Annotated in this window: 12 protein-coding genes; 5 read left to right on the top strand and 7 right to left on the bottom strand. The window is 65.3% G+C overall.

Annotated elements, in window-relative coordinates; genetic code table 11:
• Positions 1–81: 81 nt before the first annotated feature.
• Together AC1DFE_RS12615 and AC1DFE_RS12610 are read right to left on the bottom strand one after the other, a co-directional pair.
• Positions 82–303, bottom strand: a complete 222-nt coding sequence (locus AC1DFE_RS12615) for an alkaline phosphatase family protein (protein WP_476906286.1) — start codon at positions 301–303, stop codon at positions 82–84.
• Between the two features lie 18 nt (positions 304–321).
• Positions 322–1,812 carry an alpha/beta hydrolase gene (locus tag AC1DFE_RS12610; RefSeq protein ID WP_476906215.1) on the bottom strand — a complete coding sequence of 497 codons (1,491 nt, stop codon included), beginning with the start codon at positions 1,810–1,812 and terminating at the stop codon, positions 322–324.
• Between the two features lie 465 nt (positions 1,813–2,277).
• On the opposite strand from AC1DFE_RS12610, the gene AC1DFE_RS12605 reads away from it, so the two are divergent.
• Positions 2,278–2,604 carry a hypothetical protein gene (locus AC1DFE_RS12605; protein ID WP_476906214.1) on the top strand — a complete coding sequence of 109 codons (327 nt, stop codon included), beginning with the start codon at positions 2,278–2,280 and terminating at the stop codon, positions 2,602–2,604.
• A 519-nt stretch (positions 2,605–3,123) separates the two neighbouring features.
• Here AC1DFE_RS12605 and AC1DFE_RS12600 read toward each other — a convergent pair.
• The 3 genes from AC1DFE_RS12600 to AC1DFE_RS12590 all read right to left on the bottom strand — a co-directional run bounded on the left by AC1DFE_RS12600 (position 3,124) and on the right by AC1DFE_RS12590 (position 8,949).
• On the bottom strand, positions 3,124–3,723 hold the full coding sequence (locus tag AC1DFE_RS12600; protein WP_476906285.1) for a polysaccharide deacetylase family protein: 600 nt from the start codon (positions 3,721–3,723) through the stop codon (positions 3,124–3,126).
• A gap of 222 nt (positions 3,724–3,945) precedes the next feature.
• A complete protein-coding gene (locus tag AC1DFE_RS12595; RefSeq protein ID WP_476906213.1) occupies positions 3,946–5,190 on the bottom strand; it encodes a N,N-dimethylformamidase beta subunit family domain-containing protein in 1,245 nt (414 codons plus the stop codon).
• Between the two features lie 1,197 nt (positions 5,191–6,387).
• A complete protein-coding gene (locus AC1DFE_RS12590; protein WP_476906212.1) occupies positions 6,388–8,949 on the bottom strand; it encodes a bifunctional lysylphosphatidylglycerol flippase/synthetase MprF in 2,562 nt (853 codons plus the stop codon).
• A gap of 242 nt (positions 8,950–9,191) precedes the next feature.
• Between AC1DFE_RS12590 and AC1DFE_RS12585 the strand changes: the two genes are divergently transcribed.
• Positions 9,192–10,553, top strand: coding sequence for an alpha/beta hydrolase (locus AC1DFE_RS12585; protein ID WP_476906211.1), 1,362 nt, complete (start codon positions 9,192–9,194; stop codon positions 10,551–10,553).
• A 252-nt stretch (positions 10,554–10,805) separates the two neighbouring features.
• On the opposite strand, the gene AC1DFE_RS12580 is transcribed toward AC1DFE_RS12585, so the two are convergent.
• Positions 10,806–11,735 (bottom strand): polysaccharide deacetylase family protein, encoded by a 930-nt coding sequence (locus AC1DFE_RS12580; protein ID WP_476906210.1) that lies wholly within the window; start codon positions 11,733–11,735, stop codon positions 10,806–10,808.
• Between the two features lie 819 nt (positions 11,736–12,554).
• Here AC1DFE_RS12580 and AC1DFE_RS12575 point away from each other — a divergent pair.
• Both AC1DFE_RS12575 and AC1DFE_RS12570 read left to right on the top strand, forming a co-directional pair.
• Positions 12,555–14,303 (top strand): Ig-like domain-containing protein, encoded by a 1,749-nt coding sequence (locus AC1DFE_RS12575; protein WP_476906209.1) that lies wholly within the window; start codon positions 12,555–12,557, stop codon positions 14,301–14,303.
• A gap of 662 nt (positions 14,304–14,965) precedes the next feature.
• Positions 14,966–15,811 carry an alkaline phosphatase family protein gene (locus AC1DFE_RS12570; protein ID WP_476906208.1) on the top strand — a complete coding sequence of 282 codons (846 nt, stop codon included), beginning with the start codon at positions 14,966–14,968 and terminating at the stop codon, positions 15,809–15,811.
• Positions 15,812–15,960: 149 nt separating this feature from the next.
• Here the strand turns inward: AC1DFE_RS12570 and AC1DFE_RS12565 are convergent, their stop codons facing one another.
• A complete protein-coding gene (locus AC1DFE_RS12565) occupies positions 15,961–16,641 on the bottom strand; it encodes an SGNH/GDSL hydrolase family protein (protein ID WP_476906207.1) in 681 nt (226 codons plus the stop codon).
• 1,152 nt (positions 16,642–17,793) lie between these two features.
• Here AC1DFE_RS12565 and AC1DFE_RS12560 point away from each other — a divergent pair.
• The coding region (locus tag AC1DFE_RS12560; protein ID WP_476906206.1) for a hypothetical protein at positions 17,794–18,358 on the top strand (565 nt) is incomplete at its 3' end.

Below are 18,358 nucleotides of genomic sequence, written 5' to 3'. Positions count from 1 at the left end.
CACACCGTTGAAGACATATGCGCGTGCGATCCGGGCCGGGAAACGGCGGGTGCTCCCGCAGAAGCATCGGCTGCGCCGCGTTTAGGATCGGGCGTTGAACACGTTGGTTCCGAAGGTCTTGACGCCGCGGGTCCCGGCGTAGCCGAGTGGGGGCAGGGAGAAGATGTCCTCGACGCTGGCCAGCAGGCTGTAGTGGTTGTACGTCACGGTCGATGTTGTCGTGCCTTTGGTGAAGGGGGATAGGATCAGGGCGCCGATTTTTCCGCCGTCGGTGCATCTGTCCCGGCTTTCTCTCGGCTCGATCCCGTGCCCAGGGTGCGACTAAGAATAGGCCACGCCTGCCCGGGCTGGTTGGGGCTCACCTGCCGCTTTCCTGTGAACCTGCACCGGCCGGAATTTCATTCCTGCTGATGCGTGCCGTGGAGACCGCCGAGGTTCCGTCCGTGGCATCGACCGCCAGGGGGTGAGTCCGAACCGTTCGCCCAGAAGAGGTAATCCGACCTGGGCGCCGAAGACGATGGCGGAGCTGCGGTGGTCCACGCCCGGGCCGGTCAGCCGGTGAACCGTCATTCCGGCGGCGCGCGCATCGGCGGCCGCGTTCTTGGTGTCTTTGGTGTAGTACTTGTCCAAGCTCCCGCTGGTGAACACCGCGAGCTCGTCGCGATAGTGGTGCCGGCGGAGGATGTTCGCGGGCTTCTCGGCGTCGAAGCGGTGCTGGCTGCCGCCGAACCCCGCGCGGAGGGTGTTGGCCACGGAGCCGTCGCGCGGTTCGATCTCGCCGGAGATGTCAAGAACGGACCCGAACAGGTTAGGTCGCTTGGCGGCGAAAGCGAGTGCACATTCGCCGCCGTTAGAATAGCCGCCGACCGCCCACAGCCTGCGGTCGGAGGCGACGTTAAGCTGGCGGCGTACGAAGTTCACGACATCGGTGATGACGTAGGTGTACACATGGCCGCGGCCGGAATCGACGCACAGCGGATTCTTGTAGGGGTTCCCCAACTGGTCTACCGTGAGGACGATCGGAGCCAGCCCATGGTGAGCCTTGGCGAAGGTATTCAACTGTGGAACGGCGAGCTTCGCCTGCTGGGGGCCTCCTGGCTGTCCCATCATCATGATGAGGACCGGAAGCGCGGGAGGATCGGCCACCAGGGCTGCCGGCGGCAGGTAAAGAAACGCGTCGCGGGCCTTGAACCCAGACACCGGGGCCGGGATGGTCACGAGACCGTCCTCCCCCTCCCGTGCCATGCCTGCCGGTGCACGCCATGTCTTCCACAAGGCTTCGTTTGCTCGGCGCAGCCGGGCCGGCGTCAGCTTCGGAAGCGTCAGGTGACGGTAGGTGCTGACGTCCAACAGTTCGCCGAGTGTGGTGTTGAGCCCGTAGCCGGCATTGATCCCCAACGCTGCGGTCGTGAGGAAGAGCGACGCGGCCAGGACGGCGGCAGTCCGGCGGAGCCAGGACGCGCGCCAAAGGTTGACGACGGCCAACGCTGTGGCCGCGAAGGCTGCGACCGCCCAAGCGCGCGTGTCGGTGTCCAACCGCTGGCCAAAGGCGTCGACAACGAATTCACAGATAAAGATCGTGATGACACCGACGAGGGCACCCAGCAGCACTGCGGCCCCGGCAATAACTGCCCACGCCCGTGCCGAAACACGTTCGGGGGCGATGCGGCTGGACCACGGCAGCGCAGCCAGCACGCGACGCGGAATCAGGCTGGATCGGAGGACCAGGAACACCACAGCGCCAAGACTGCCGGCGTAAAACGGATACAGGACGGACTTGTGGACAACGTTGAGTGCGAGGATGTGCTGCACATTGCCTTCCTGCAGGTGGGGGAGCCCTGGCGCGGCACCGGCAATGAGGGGTGCCGGACCCGTGACGTCATGGCCAGATCGCGCCCGGGCGAACCAATAATGCACGAAGTGTCTGGGAGCCAGCCGGGAACAGAGCTCACGCCAAAAGGAGCCCCTGCGGCCGGAAACGACTCTTGCTCCATTCGGCCACTCGCCTCATCCCCGGCACACGAAGGAGAAGCTATGGCACGCCCGGGATCAAGGTTACTTGCGGCGGCCGCGGAGGGAGCGTGTGGACAGGGACCTGCTCGACTTCCTGGAGCGCAATGATGTCGCGGCTACATTATCCTCAATTACCGCTGGGTGCATGCCTACCGAGGCGCCGCCGGAGCCTGATCGCCAACCCCGTTGTTCGAGGTTGCCAATCACGGGTCAGCGCACCGGCCGTTGTCAGTGAGCGGACGGAACGCCTGCGGTATTGCCGGGATGCAGGACGCCGGTTCCTGCTTCGACGAGGTGAGCATCAACCAGGAATACCTGGCTGGCCTGATGCCCAAACCCCCGCGCTATTTCCGGCCGGGCACGGCCTTCTTCGACGACGTCTCCGTTGAGATCAGCAAGACGATGGGGTTGCTTCCGGTGGGCTTCAGTGTCAATGGCGACGGCGGGCGACCTTCCCGGCATCGGCGGTCGCGGCTGAAGTATCCACAGCGGTATCCGGGGACATTGTCATCGCCCACGCCAATCATCCCCGCGGTGGTACCGCAGACGGAATTAAAGCCGTCGTTCCTGTGCTGCGCCGGCGCGGGCTGAAGTTTCTGCGCTTGTCCGACGTCGCCATGCCTCCGCTTCGGCTGCCGCGCCGGCAGAGTCTTAGGCCGCAGAGTCCTGAACGTCAGCGGCTGGGGCTTCTACTGCTGAGGCGGCCTTCAAACCGCTTTGTCCTCCAAGGAGGGCCTTCAGCACGGTGTTGACGCCTGCGTCGAAGATGCCGGATGCCTGCGGGGCGCCCTTTGTGCAGGCGTTGATGCCTTTGACAGGACAGGACACGCCAGGACGTCCTCGTCGGGTGGGATCTGTTTTCCGAACTCGGGAGGCTTCGGTGCTGGCATCAGCCGGGTAAAGTGCGCGGCTGGTGCAAGCCCGTTCCTTTCAAGGGCCGGGATGGCCGGCGTGTTCGGCCGCTGCCGGTGATAAGCGGTTGAAATACTGGGCGGTCGATCGGTAGGTCGCCGCGTTTCGGCAATGTCCCGCAACTCGCTGGCAGCCAAGGCGGTGACCCGTTCGGGTCCGGGCGTCAGTGGATGCTGAAGGTGGCGTAGCGGTGGTAGATCAGTGCGGACCGGACACCGGGAAGCGCCTCGAGGGTATGTGGGCCGGTGCCGTGCATGAGGATGACTCCGCCGGCGTAGACGCGGGGGGTTGTGGCGTCTCCGTACGTGACGCGCTGGATGATGGTGGCCGCCGACGAACCGTCCCAGTCACGGGTGTCAACAGTCCAGAAGGCGGCCGGCAGCCGGCGGCGGCGAGGTCGTCGTAGACCCTGACGCTGAAGGCTCCGGCGCCGTAGGGGGGTCTGCACAACTTGGGAGCCGTCGTGGGGATGACGCTGCCGGGGCGGCGAACTTCATTCCTGATCGCGGCGTCCGTCATGCGCGAATAATCGCCGTGGTCATAGCTGTGGTTTCCGAGCAGCTGCCCGCTGCTGATCAGCCGGGTCCTGTAGCCCGGATGCGCCAGCATGCACTGCCCGGTAAAGAAGAAGACCGCTTGGATGTTGTAGGCCTTCAGCCACTTCAGGGTCCCGTCGAGCCTTGTCGGCGTGGCGCAGTCATCAAACGTGAGGCGGACCTTTGGCCCTCTGTAGTACAAGTGCGGGATGTTGTACCGTTCTGCTGCGCTGATACGTGGAACGCGTGGAAGCGGCGGCATCGGGTCGACAGCAGAGCGCCGTGTGATAGGGCTGATCGATGCATGCGCCGCTACGGGATCGCTGAAGGCTACCGGCGTGATCTGGTCAACGCAAAGCCCGGCGGCGGCTGTGAGGGCAAGGATGAACGGAAGGAACGCAGGGCGAGCCGTCTTGCCGCCCCGAGGGGAACCCGCCGGAAATGAGCGCATGGTCCGTGCTTTGGGATTCATCGGGAGCCGGCCCTAGCCGTGCCGGTGGCCCAGGGGGCCTGTGGCGGCTGCGGCGATGATGTTTTGTGTGACATGGCTGGCGAAGGCACGCGAGCGGGCGGGGACGGTAGCCTCGGTCTGGGCGCGGAGCCAGTCCATGGAAGCCATGTCGAGTACGCCCGCGCCGGAGGCGGTGGTGTAGAAGGTGGAATCGGCCCAGCCGTGGCGGGTGTGTCGGCCGGATTCGGGGGAATGCGCGAACACGTGCAGGCTGGCCGGGTGCCGCAGCAGCGGGTACCGCGCTATCGGGTAGACCTGATCGGTTTCGCCTTGGACGAGCCCGGGATAGGTGGCGCCCCTGGATGCGCCGGTGCCGGCGAATGCGAAGAAGCCGGGGTCGGTGACGGTGAACGTTCCGGCGGCGTGCAGGTCTCCGTACACCGCTCCGGTGAGGGTGGACTCGGCGTCCGGTCGGGGTCCCTGGCGCCATTGCGTGGTCACCGCCTCGGGGTGGCTGAACCGGAGGGGGTCCAGTTGCGCCTCGCGGTAGCAGACTTCGACGCGCCCAGCCCCGGCCGGGGACGGTTCCAGCCGGGTGCGCCAGTAGACGTTGTTCGCCCCAAAGAAGACGATGTTGGTGCCGTGGTTCCGGGCTGTCTCGACGTTGCGGCGCAGCGCAGGAGACCAGTATTCCGAGTGTCCGGAAAAGATCACGGCGGCAGCCCCTTTGACCAGGGACGGGTTCAAGCTGATGCGCGCCTCGGTGGTGTAGGCGAGGCGCACGCCAGGGTCACGGATGGCTTCGGCGGCACGGACCAGCGGGGAGTCGCGCTCATCGATCTCTGCGAAGTTGCTGTAGGGCCGGTCAAAGGAAACCTTGTACGAGCGGGTCCGGTATCGGTTTCCCGGCCCGGTGTAGAGGGAGTAGCCGCCCCACGTGTTGTAAGCCTCCATGGTGCAGTCATTGACGACGAGCACAGCTTTTCCCTTTACGGACGCGGACTCGACCACCAGGGGGATCATATGGGCCTGGCCCGAGCCGCCCGTCAGTATCAGATAGTAAAGCCCCTCCACCCAGCCAAGGGTGTTCACCCTGGTGGTCACAGCCCACGGGCATGAGACCATCCGGGTGCCGCGCTGGAGCGTGCAAGGGCGCTGCCTGCGGACGCGCACGGGTCCTGATGCCCAGACCAGGCGCTGGCCGGCGCCGTTGTAGTACCCGACCCGGAAGGCCCGGATCCGGACGCTGCCCAGGGTGGAGCTGATGTACAGATCCACAGTCCGCCGCCGGGGCGTCGAAGCGTTCTGGCCCAGGAATCCTTCCAAGGTCGTTGTGGTTGACCAGCGCCCCGGGACCCGGCCGCGGGGCGTACCTGCGCGACGGTTTTCCGCCGTCACATCGAACAGGCTAAGCGAACCGGTAGCCGCTATCGACGCTGCCGCAACGGCAACACCGACAGGACCGGCGCTGCTCCCCGCTGGCCACGAATAGTCCAGTGGCGCCAGGAAGGAAAGTGCAAGTACCGCAATCACAGATATTCGACGCCGGATGGCTGAAGGCTCCTGGGACATGTCCGGTGACCTTTCTCCCAAGCCCCCACTGAGATGGGGTGCAGAGGCATTTACTGGCTGGACCTCCAAGCCGCTGCGTGGGACCGGACAGATACTGCCTCAGACTTGTGAGGGCCACATTATCTTCCAGGAAACTTGGGAAAACCTTGAAGACGGAGGTCCTCGCAGTGGCCTGCCACCCCCCCATCCGGGGGGTGAGCGGATGGGCTTCCTGTAGAACGATGGCGGCGAGGGCCACGGACCGGGGGCGGGAACCGGGCTGATCGGAGGCCTCGGTGTCGACCTGTGGAGAACTGTCAGCCGTCAAGGCCGGTTTCGCCCCCGGCCGCCGCGGCTAGTGGACGCCCCCCCCTATGTGTTTTCCCGGACGTACCTCACCACATCGGTCGTGACGTAGTGCTACACGCTGCCTCGGATGAAGTCGATGCACAGCGGGCCCCGATACGGGTCGTCCAACTGGTCGATGGTGAGCGATCGGCGCCAGTGCGTGATGTTTCCTGGCGAAGGCGTTCAGCTTTGTGAAGGACCAGATATTCTGCCGGGGGGATGCCGTGATCGGCGTGAAGTACGCGAAGGGGCCATGCCGGCTTGGGTACTGGTCGCCCGGTGAGGCGTCCTGGTCGTTTGTCTTCCGCGCCCGGCTCGGGATAATCCGCTTTCTCATGCCAGGGAAGTAGGCCACGCAGAACAGATTCTTACGCAATCGTCCGCCTTTGCCGACCACACCGCGCTGATACCTAAACGCCGCCGTAGGTACCGTGCAGCGTGGACCTGATCCGAGCCAAAAACAACCGCCATCATAAAACAGCAGCCTCGGCTGCGACGTCACATCACCCGGGCCACCGCCTCTGACAGCCCCTGCTCTTGTTTAGGTTCCCCTCCGTGCATAGGCTTGATGGTCTGTCAGCTCGTGATTTGCCGCAGCACCTTCGCGGTCCGCCGCATGGATATGTTCGGCAGGTATGCGTGGGCCAGGGCCCGGCCGATTGATGGAAGCCGCAGCGGGTCCTGGTACAGCAGGTAGAGCTTGCGGGTCCGGGGCCGGAAACGCGCCTTGAATGCCGCCAGGGACCGGAAACCATAAACCGGTTCCAGGGCATTTCCCAGCAGGTTGAGGAATCTGTCCATGACTTCGCCGCCCGGAACCGACCCTTGGGGCCCCGGGAATGAGCCTACGGTCCTGACCAGCGGGGATCCTGAGAGTGAAAGCACGTCCAGTGAGTCTTTGAAGTGGATCGCGGCCGAGGCGATGAGGAACTCCATCGCTCCGGGGAAGGCTTGGGGGCCGCGGCGCATGACATCGAGGGTCCGGCTGACGACTCGGCCTTCATGGAATACCGGCAGCCAGCTGGTCACCGCCTGTACCTTCCCGTTCCTGTCCACAGCGAGACCAAGGAGCACATCGTCGTCTTTGAGTTCTTCAAGGCCGCCCAGAGTGAAGCCCATCTCGGGCAGCGCCTTCTGACAGGCCCACGCTTCGGAGAGCTCGTGGACCTGGGCGCGGAGCCCTGCGTTCAGGGAGCCGTAGGTGAAGAATTGGGCACTGATTTCCAACGTGCGTGCTCTGTTCAGGGCGGTGCGGATGTTCTGCCATTCCTTGCCTCTGAATTCGAGGCCGCGGATCGGCAGCAACGTCTCCTCGGCCACCACGACGCGCCGGAAGCCAAGCCCTGTCAGGTGATCCCCTGTGCCGTCGGTCACCGAATACCAGCACGGGGTCAGGGCCTGGGCCGCACAATAGCGTGTGAATTCCTTGGCCGCACTCTCGGCGTCCTCAGGATGCCCGAACGGGCCGCCCAGGGTCAGGGCGACACTGTTGTGGACCTGGTAGGCGACGCCCGCAGTGCGGGAACAGTTGAACCAGTAGCTGTTGTTCGGCCATAGGGCCATCCAGGACAACGACGTCCCGCCGTGCCTGACCAGTTCGCGGGCAGTGGCGGCGTCGCTTTCGGTGCGGGCGTTTCTGAACCTGCGGCTGAGAAAGAGCAGGAACATGCTGACGATGCAGGCGAGCCAGAACGCGGCGCCGCCGTAGCTGAAGATCAGTGCGGAAAACAGTCCGTGCGGGTGGACGGAAACGGAGTACCGGAAGGAAAACGGGTAGGGCAGGAACATCCGCGGCAGCGTGGCCAGCAGGGCGAGCAGTCCTGCCTTCCGGCGGTAGTTTTCCTCCGCGAACCACGCGATCACGTAGGCGAGGACAAAGACGGCAAGGAGTGAAGGAAGCAAGACAAGTGTTCGCCGGCGCAGCACCGGATCGGGATCGACGATGAAGTGCCGCCGGTTCACCAGCAGCAGGGCGGCAATCACGACCGGCACCAGGACGACGGGCAGGACCTCGATGATGCCCGATTCCACGGGCAGGACCCTGCCGTCCGTGCGCAGATGTGTTCCGAACAGGGAAAACATCTGCAGATGGAACGCCGAGAGGACGCCGATCACCAGGTGGACTCCGACGGCCACCCAGAGCGCAAGCCGGTTTCCACGGCGCAGGCCTTCGGCGCAGACCAGCAGCAGCAGCAGCGGGATCAGGGACAGCGCCACACCGCCGGCTCCGCCCAGACCGGCGCTGTGCATGACATGGGCGCAGTCCAGGTCGGCGGCGGCGCGGCAGTTGGCCCGAAGCTGGCCGGTCGTAGGGACCGGGTTGACGATCATGTCCCGGAGCAGCGCCAGCGGACCCGCCGGTGCCTGGGCCACTGCTGCCACCGCGGGTCCGGCGGCGAAGACGGCCACCATCATTGACAGCAGTGCCCTTCTCTCACGGCCCGCGGAACGGGGAACCCGGGAAGCGCCGGCCCGGGGCGGATGCATGATCCTGCCGAGGGCAGACCCGGCAAGGACACCAAGAAAAGCGTTCAGCGCCGGTGGGTGCCCGAGGTAGAGCAGAAGCATTAACGTCACCGCCAGGGTCACATAGCGCAGCCGGCGGCGCAGCAGGGGACTTAACAAGGAACTGGCGGCGACCGCCGTCGCCAAAGACCCCGCATAGGGGCCCATCACCACTGCAGTCTTCATGCTGGCCAGCCAGTCGCTCCCAAGCGCCGATCCGGCGCCGACCACGGTGAGAAGCAGGACGAGTCCGGCCAAGTGACCAACGACGAAGGCCAGCGCTGCCCGCCAGGTGCCCATCGTGACTTCGCCGAGCCCAACGCCACCCAGGATCACGACGGTCGCGAGAATATAGGAGGCCAGATTTCCGGTGAAAAAGATCGAGAAGACCGGAGCGCACCACTCGACTCGGGCACCGGCGGCCAGGCTTTCCGACACGAATGGCCGCACCTCGGGTGGCGGACCGGAAACCACGGAACGGGTTCCGGCAGCCGCAGCCCACATGAGCGCGGTCAGCCAGGAGGCCAAGGGAACCCTGCCCACTGCGTTCCCGACAGACCTCAGCGCGGTCCAGGAATGCTTCCTCTGAGTACGGGCCAAAAGTGGAACGTCGCCAGGAAACGCCTCGTTCATGGCAACCCCTTTGTCCCTGCACCTGAATGCACCGTACCGGCTACGTTTTCACGGTAACCCTCCAATGCTGAACCGTGGCTGAGAACCCGGGGCCACGCCCACCGCTGAGTCCCGGCCCTGCTTGGACCTACATTGGGCTGCGTGAAACCACGTCAGATGGCGCCTGGTGCCGACCCCAACCCGGCACCAAACGATGCTGCCATCCAGGGTTAGTATTGCCCTGAGCCGTCGAAGGAGCCGGGATGCAGCCGCTGCTGAACCTGAACATCCTGCAGAAACCACTGCTCTACGCGTTTGACGCAGCAAGCCTGCTGGCCCTGGCGTACCTCATCGCCGGGCCGCTCCGGCTGACCCGTGCCGCACCGCCCTCAGCCCCCGCTGTACACCCGGGAAGCCCTGGCCGCCCCAAGAAGTCACGGCGGCGCGGTCAGCTGCTAATCCCGGTGGCTGCCCTGGCCGGCGGAGCGTTGATCGGCGCCATCACCCTGTATGTCTGCGAGGCTTGGTACAACATTTTCGGGCTTCCCCTGGACCAAGACACCCATGCCTGGGTCATCGCCACCTTCGCTGCCGTCGGAGCGGCGCTGGCCAACCTGGTGCACACCCGATGGCGGCGCAAGCTCGCTGCCCTGGGCTCCGCGCTGATCTTCGTCGTGACCGCAACCCTGGGGATCAACGCGGCCTACGGTCTAAACCCAACCCTCGGGACCCTGCTGGGCCTCAGCACGGGACAGCACGTGGCACTGCCACCTCTGAATCCCAAACAGATCCCCGGCGGCCCCTTGTGGAAGACCTGGAAGGCTCCGGCCGGCATGCCGCCAGTGGGCCGCAACGGACCGGTGATCATCCCCGCCACCACCTCCGGATTCCGCGCCCGGGACGCGCACCTTTACCTTCCGCCGGCGGCGCTGGTCCCCAATCCGCCGGCGCTGCCCGTCCTCGTCATGATGATGGGCCAGCCCGGCGGCCCCGACCAGGACAGGTCCGCCGTCAGGGAGCTGAACAACATTGCCCGGACCCACCAGGGCCTGGCCCCGATTCTGCTCACCATTGACCAGCTCGGCAGCCCCTTCCGAAACCCGGTGTGCGTCGATTCAGACAGCGGCCACGTCTACACGTACGTGACTACAGACGTCGTGACCTTCATCCGCAGAAACCTCAACGTTGACCCCAGACGGACTCAGTGGGCGGTCGGTGGATACTCCAACGGCGGGGAATGCGCGCTGTCCTTCGGCGCCAAGCGCCCGGACCTCTTCGGATCCATCCTGGACATATCCGGCGAACTGGAACCCCTCACCGGTACCGAGGCGAACACCATCGACACCATCTTCAAGGGCAACAAAGAGGCATTCGCGGCAGAGGAACCGGCCAACATCCTCAAACGACACCGGTACTCCAACGAACTGGCCATCTTCACCAGCGGCTCAGCCGACCCTGTCTACACCCCGCAGGCCGCAACAGCAGCCGCCGACGCCGCCGCCGCCGGCATGACCACCCGCCGCTTCATCGGTCCCGGCATCGGACACCGGGCCGACGCCCTGGAATACGGTGTAAAAACCGGCATTCCCCTCCTCTGCCAGCGCTTCGGGCTAATCGCCCCCTGAGCCCCGGCGGCCCGAAAGGTCACGCTCTTCCGATACACCAGCCGGAAAGCACCTCCCAGCCGGGCACATTCGACCAGCACCGCCTCCGGCGTCACTGCAAACGCGGCGCCCCGTTCGCAAGCGGAAGGGAAACGGGACATCAACTGAAGTTTGAACCGAAGGAACGGAAGCCCGGTGTTTCTCCGCGAGTCAGGACGGGGCACGATTCACCACGACAGTGGCTGGAGGCCAAGGACCCGGTCGGCTGACTGGTCAGCGGGGAGGGGCGTCAGAGAGCCGGACGAACCTGGTGCTCCTGGCATTCATCGCGGGGAGGGCCGCGGTGACGCCGGCGCAGGTTCCGGCTTCTGGCCGATTGGCATGGGCGATGATGATGCTGCCCCAACCGGCTGAGAGGATCTGGCTCGTGACGACGGCCGCGGGGTAGGTCGCGCCCGCATCGCTATTGACGGTGAAGTTCACCGGCACGAGGCCAAGAGCCCGGCAGATCTGGACGGCCACCTCATCGTAGTGGGCTGTTCCAGACCGGAAGAACCGCGGGGCACTGCCGGTGGCCGTGGTCAGCTCGGCTTGGGCGCCCATGATCTCGTCGTACACCGAGCCGGGGTCTGCCGTTCCCGGGATGCCGTAAGCGGATCTTCCGGTGACCGATAGTGGCCGGTGGTTCGTTCCGTGGTTGCCTATCTCAAACAGCGGGTTCGCGGCCAAGTCCCGGGTCAGGGCACGGTTGGCGCGCGCCCAGCGGGCGTTCAGGAAGAATGTTGCCGGGATGCGGTGGCGCTCCAGCCTCGACAGCAGGGTCCGGTCGAAGCCGTCCCCGCCGGGTCCGCCGCAGCAATCAAAGGTCAGGGCCATCGCCCGGCTTCCCTTGGGAAGGCCAAGGGCCACTCCGGGCGGTTGCAGACCCCAGTACCGGGCTTCGCGTCCCGCGAAGGTAGCTACTATGTCTTTTCGTGTTGGCTGGGTCCGGGTGGCAGGGGCGGATGAGCGCGCCGCTGCGACGGCGCCGACGCGGGCCGCCCCGCGTGCACCCGCGCTCGGATCCGGGTCGGAACTAGCCGGAACGTCGGTCCGATGGTCAGCGGATGAGCAGCCGCTGAGAACGGCGGCTGCGCCTACTGACGTGAAGAAGGCCCTCCGGGACGGCAGGGCCGCCTCATGTTCTTCGGTGGCCGTTGCCACTTTTTCTCCTTCCCGGCAGCGTGCAGCCACCAGTGAAGCGTAGTGGCGAGCCACTTGCGCAGTTCCTGCGCATGAAGTTTTTGGCCGAAGGCGACGTCGCCTTCTAGTGAACTTTATCTGCACTGTCAGAGCCACTGCATGTGGTGGTCCCAGCCATGGCGATGACAGAGTTCAACTGCGCCATCAGGCTGCCATGCCGGCGGCGGTACGGAGGGTCACCTTGGGGGGACCCGCGGTAGCGGAAAGCAGGGCCTGCTCACGTGCGCCGACGAGTGGAACGCCGCCGGCTGTGGCCGGAATGCTGTCAGCAGGCCTGGCCAGCCGTACACCGGCGCGATTGCCGACCACAGTGCAGCTACCGCCGGGATTCAGGAACCTGCCGGGACATCGGGGCATGACCCCAGGGAGGGGCCCGAATAGGGCCCCTCCCTGGTAACACTTGCCTGCAACTTCCCAGGAGTGATCGGCGTCGGCTGTAGAAGCTAAGGGCAGGGGGCGGGACAGCCGCGTTCGCCGCCCCGTCCGGACCAGTGCTCTGGCCTGTCCCTGCGTGCTGCAGTTCATTTCCGGCGGCAGGAGCGTCACGCTCGTTGCCCAGCAGGCCTTTGCTGAGAACCCTTCCTTGGGAATTGCCCGCGAAAACGCCGATAATCCGCCGTGTGCCTGACTTTTCCAGTCGAGTGCGGCCGGATTAGGGCCAAAGGTTTCTGCATGGTCACTTCCCGATACTGGTATCCACTTGGGGCCGTGGACCTGTGGTGCGTCACCCTCGTTGGGTCTCGGCTGGGTGAGGTCTGGTGTCTTTGAGGGGAGCTTTCCATGAAATCTGCAAAGAAACGTCGACGCATTTCTGCGGCAATCACCGCCGGTGCGCTGGCAGTCCTGGCTGTTCAAACAGGGGCAGCGCCGGTCTTCGCTGCGATCAATCCTTCGCCCGCGGCACCGCATTCCATTTTTGTCTTTCCCGTTCGGGACTTCGTGTCGGCCAGCGGGTATGCCAGGACCGATGTGGCCACCGTCCAAGTGATTCGAGGCGGTGCCGTCGTGGGCACTGCCGCCAACATCATCCCCCGGGACGACCCCGCCACCCCCGGTGTTTTCGACGGCCTCGTGGAGGTCAACCACCCTGGCGGAGGCTGCTGGAGCGGAGTCACCCCCGATATCCGCCCGGGCGACGTCGTCCAGGTGCTGACCGCGCCGGGTGTCGGGGACCAGACGACCACGGCCAATGTCACAGTCACGCAGCCGGCCACCAAGACCGGCCCGGGGACCGTGGTGATGAAAGGAACGGCCGTCGCCCCCGGCGGCGGCCAGTACCCGATTGATCAGCTCGAGGCACGGATCGTGGCCAAGAATCAGTCGTTCGTCCTCGGCGGCAAAAGGACACTCCGTGCCGGTCTTGGCAAGGAGGGGAGCATTTCCTATGACGGCCCCGGGCTCACCATCTGGACCGCGACGTGGACCGGGCTGACCGGCGTCAACCCGGCGGACGGTCTTTCGGACGCTGACAGGGCCACCTCGGCCGTCAACAGCGAAAGCCGCGGAATGTGGCTTGGAATCGTTCCCGCAGCTGCCAGTGAAAACACGACCTTCGAATTTGCCCAGATCGGCGGCCCAACGGCACCCTGCACGGCTCCCCTTGCCAAGGGTCCATCCATTCCTGACATGAGTGCGGCATCGGATACGGGTAGCTCCAGCACAGACAACATCACCCGGACTACACTGCCCACGTTCACCGGCGCCGTCGGACTGCCCGATGCCGCCAGCGTGAACCTGTACGTCGACGGCACCCTCAACGGGAGCGCATCCGTCGCTGCAAACGGCAGCTACTCGGTGACCGCGACGACCGCGCTCACCAACGGTCCTCACTCGATCACAGCCGGCGAGGTTAACGCTGCAGGTACCGCAACCCTGGGCATCGGAGCTCTCACGGTCACCGTCGACACTACTGCTCCGGTCATGACGGGCAAGGCTCCGGCGCTGAACACAACGGGGGTAAGCCAGGCCTCGAACGTTTCGGCGACGTTCAGTGAGCCCATTTCGGGCTTGAGCGCTGCCCGCTTCACGCTGAAGAACGCCGCCAGTGCCGTCATCGCCGCCCCTGTGAGCTGGAACGCAGCCACACAGGTTGCGACGCTGAATCCGACGCCAACCCTCGCAGGCGACAACCGGCACACCGCAAGCCTTAGCGCCGGCATCACCGACCTCGCAGGCAACCCGCTCGCCCCCACGTCCTGGGCATTCACCACCGGGCCGAGGCCCACTGTGTCCGCCACATCGCCGGCGGCGGGCGCGACCGGCGTCAGCCGGACGGCAAACATTACGGCAACCACCAGCGAGAGGGTGACCGGGGTCAACACGGCCACGTTCGCCCTGCGCAAGGCCGGCACCACACCCGTCGTTGCCGCCGTGATCACCTACAACGTCACCACCCGCGTGGCAACGCTGAACCCGAATACCACTTTGGCTCCGAACACGAGGTATACGGCAACGGTGTCCACCAGCATCCGCGACGCTGCCGGCAACTCACTGATCAACACCTCCTGGAGCTTCACGACAGGCCCATAACGACCTGCTGACGTTCCTAAAAAGAGGTCCGCTGTCGGTGGCAGCGGACCTCTTCCTGCCAGCCATGGGTGGCTGGCGCCGGATCAGCAGTCTGTATCCGTTGCCGCCATTGACGACAACGAAGCTGCAGCAGTCTCACGCTGCGCCTTGGCCAGATCCCGGCGGCCTCAGCAAGGATCCCGGGATGCCGGGCGGACCGCGGGACCGGACCGAGGCGTTGCCCTCCTCATCCTGGCCCTGTGGCTGCCGTGCTGGCGCCAAGAGCATTCAGACCGCGACATTCGTGCTGGAGCCCAAGGTTTGCGACCTATTCTGGTCCCAGCCACCTGGTGCCGCTTCTCTCAGCTGCCGGGAACCTGCGGTGGATGTTCGAAGATGCTGGGGGGCAAAGAGAAAGCTGGACGGCATGGGCATGGACGTCAGAAAGGCATTGGGGTGCAGAAACCGGCGGCGCGTCGGGCTGCTGGCATTGGCCGCCGCGGCCGCTTGGGCTGTTGCCGCGTGCCAGGCCCCGTCGCCCGCGCCTCCCTTTGTGGGCGGCACCGCGCCGGGCCGACCGGGGCACGTCTTCGTCATCAACCTTGAGAACAAGGGTTATGACACCACGTGGGGCCCCGGCTCGGACGCACCCTACCTGTCCGAAACGCTCCGCTCACGGGGGGGTGCTGCTCTCGAAGTACTACGCCATCGCCCACCATTCCAACCCCAACTACATCGCGCAGATTTCCGGGCAGGCAGCCAACCCCGCGACCCGGAACGATTGCGGCACCTATCTCCCGTTCACGCCCACCGGCACCGCCTCCCCTGGCCAGGTGAAAGGCACCGGCTGCATCTACCCCGCAACCGTTCCGACCGTCGCCGGGCAGCTTACCGCGGCCGGGAAGACCTGGAGAGGCTACATGGAGGACATGGGCACCCCATGCCGGCACCCCGAACCGGGCGCGGAGGACAACGACCAGGACGCCTCACCCGGGGACCAGTACGGCACCCGGCACAATCCCTTCGTGTACTTCGCCGCGATCACCTCATCCCCGCAATGCCGGCAGAACGTCGTCGACTTCACCGAACTCGCCAAGGACCTGCAGTCCGCCGCGACGACCCCGAACCTGTCCTACATCAGTCCCAACCTGTGCAACGACGGGCACGACAGTCCCTGCGTCGACGGAAGGGAGGGCGGCCTGGTCAGCGCCGACGTGTGGCTGAAAAAACACATCCCCACAATCCTGGACTCCCCGGCCTTCAAACAGGACGGGTTCCTGGTCATCACGTTCGACGAGGCCGAAGGCAACCGGGCCGGGCCAAAAGGAGTGCCGGGCGGCACCGCCGGAGGCCGGGTCGGCGCCCTGGTCCTCTCACCCTTCGTCAGGGGCGGCACCACATCGGAGAAGACCTACAGCCACTACAGTCTCCTGGCCACCATCGAGGACATCTTCTCCCTGCCCCGCCTCGGCTACGCCGGCGCGCCGGGTGTCAACAGCTTCGGACCCGACGTATTCAACGCCCGCTAAAATGTATTGGCCTGAGAGGTTGGTGACGGGGCTGCGGGACTGTCTGAATAACGGGGCATCCACGGTTGGCCTGACATGCCGGGCGAGAGGGTTCCAGGTCCTCCGGGGAATCCAGGTACCTTGGTCCCGGGTGGGAACGAAGGGCCCTGTCACGCACACCTGAATACCGGACTGAAGTCGGCAGTGGCCGGCGGTGGGCAGAAGCCCTCTCCAGTCATCAGTATTGATTTGATCCGCTCCTTGAGGAATTGCTGCCCCTGATGGCTTGGGTGTTCGCCGTCCGGGCCCAGCAGCACAGAGCGCGGCCCCGGTATCCACGCCTCCTCGATTGGATCAATGAACACCGCGCCTGTGTCACTGGCCGCCGCCTGCTCCTGGTCTCGGATCAATTTGCGCTCAGTGTCTGACGGTGTGAAGGACGGGAGCGGGCCAATCAGGATCCTGCGGGCTTGGGGGGCCCGGGCACTGATCGTTTCGAGCGTGTCGGTGACGGCCTTTTTGAGGTTTGCAGGGTCGTGGCCTGCGTCATTGTCAGAACCAAAAGCCACGACGACGTCGGTTGAGGCATCAAGACTGGCTGCGATCTGTGATTCAAAGGTCGCCCCTCCGTCGCCGGCGGTTAGGTACCCTGCCCCATTTGCTGCGGCGTTGATGACGGTGACCGGTTGCTGCCCGGACTGCAGATCTTTGCTCAGCTGGCTGGGCCATGCTTCCTCGGCGGTGGTGCCGAGGCCGGTGCTGAGGGAATCGCCGACCACCAGCACGCGTTCCGGTGGCGGTTTTTCTAAGGCGCGAAGCTGAGTCAGCGTATGCTGCGGTGAGCTCTCCACAACCCTGCCTGGAGCAGCACTGGAGACGCAGGTCGCCATGGCACAGAGCACGCCCAAAACTCCGAGGACGGGGGCCCGTCTGAGCCCGCGAAAGGGGTTCCCGGTCACAGTTGTGCCCAAGCATCGTTGCGGCGGGGTAAATTAGCCATGCCGTCCAGCATAGTCAGACACCCCGCAGAACCGGGCGTCACGCGGGCGCCGGGCCACTTGCGCCAGCGAGTGCGGGAGGTGGCGTAGCCGCGGTGGATCCAGTGCTGGCCAAGGAGAACCGGAGGCTACACCTCATCTCACACGTGCAACGCTTCGACCCGGTGGGCATCACGGTTGCTGTCCTCGACAGGGCGACGTCGTGGGCACCGTCATCGGCAGTCCTGGCTCCCGCAGGGAGGTCGTCATGCTGCGGGCTCCAGACGGAGGCACTGGCGTTGAGTCATCGTGCTTCGTCCGGCCGACCTCGAGCAAGGGGTCTCCTGGCGCGCTGTCCACTGAATTAGGACTGCGGGACGTGGCGTTCAAGGTGGACGTCCTTGGATGGACCGGCTCGGGTCTGGGCAATTTTCCTTTGAGTTTCGAGGGAAAACTCAGGAACCGTATTTAGTCTGGCGTCAGGACCACCAAGGGCATTGGACACTCGCTTGGCGGACCTGCCGCTGGGAAAGCCCCCGGACCGCCGTGAAGGCGCCCGGGGCTTTTCCTGTGCCGGCGATCGGTCCCCATGGCGGCCCGTGATTGGCAGCGTCCAGGACGGACAGATCAGCTGCGGAAGTGGACCACCTTCGGACCTGTCCTGCCAAAACGATGGTTCAAAAGATTAAATCAACGATCCGAAATTGGCCTCTTCCACAACGCCCGGCTGCTGTCAGTGAAGCCCGCGGGCGGTGCTTGTCAGACTCCTGGCCGCAGCTTGCGCTTGGCCCGCCGGTTGAGCAAATGGCCCGGCCGCGGGGGCGGGAACTCGCACGAGCGGCGGGGAACGCTGCCCCGCACTGCACCGGCGGCGCTGTCCACGGCTGCATGGGCATCTTGTATTTGTCTTGGGGACCCTCGGATTTGGGGGACCATTTTGGGGTATCGCGCCATTGGTCCAAGGTTTTCCGGGGGGGAGCACCCGACGATGGGCGCGTCCCATTCCCTTTTATCGGCAGGTTTCAGATGAAACTCTTCGACATGAACCGTTCGGCAGCGCACCGGAAATCTCCGGTCCGTGGTGTGCCGTTTCCCTCGCGGTCGCAGCGACGCGGCGGCACCAAGCGCCCTGGCATGTTCCGGTTGGTCAGCGCGGCGACAGCCCTGGCGCTTCCGATCGCCGCCGGCCTGCCGATGATGGCGGCCCAGGCGGTGACCGCCCCGGTGGGCGAAGGCTTCACCGTCACGGCGTCAGACCTTGCGTTCATCCTTAAGCAGATCAAGATCGCTGAAGCCCATGTGGCCAACACGACGTCCGCCACTGGCCCCTGTGGCGCCCTGATCGGTACGGGCCCCAACCAGATCCCCGACGCGCTGACCTCGTACGGCCTCCGCACGGTCGACGGATCCTGCAACAACTTGATTCCCGGCCGTGAGACCTTCGGCGCCGCTGATCAGAAGTTCCCCCGCTACACCACGCCGGTCTTCAACGATGCAGACCCCGTGCCCGCCGGTTTCGGTCCCGCCGGCCCCACCTCTTACAAGCAGAAGAGCGGGAACGTTTTCGACAGCAAGCCGCGCGACATCAGCA

The sequence above is a fragment of the Arthrobacter sp. 05T423 genome, from assembly GCF_056396245.1.
This window is presented reverse-complemented; position numbering and strand designations above follow the sequence as displayed.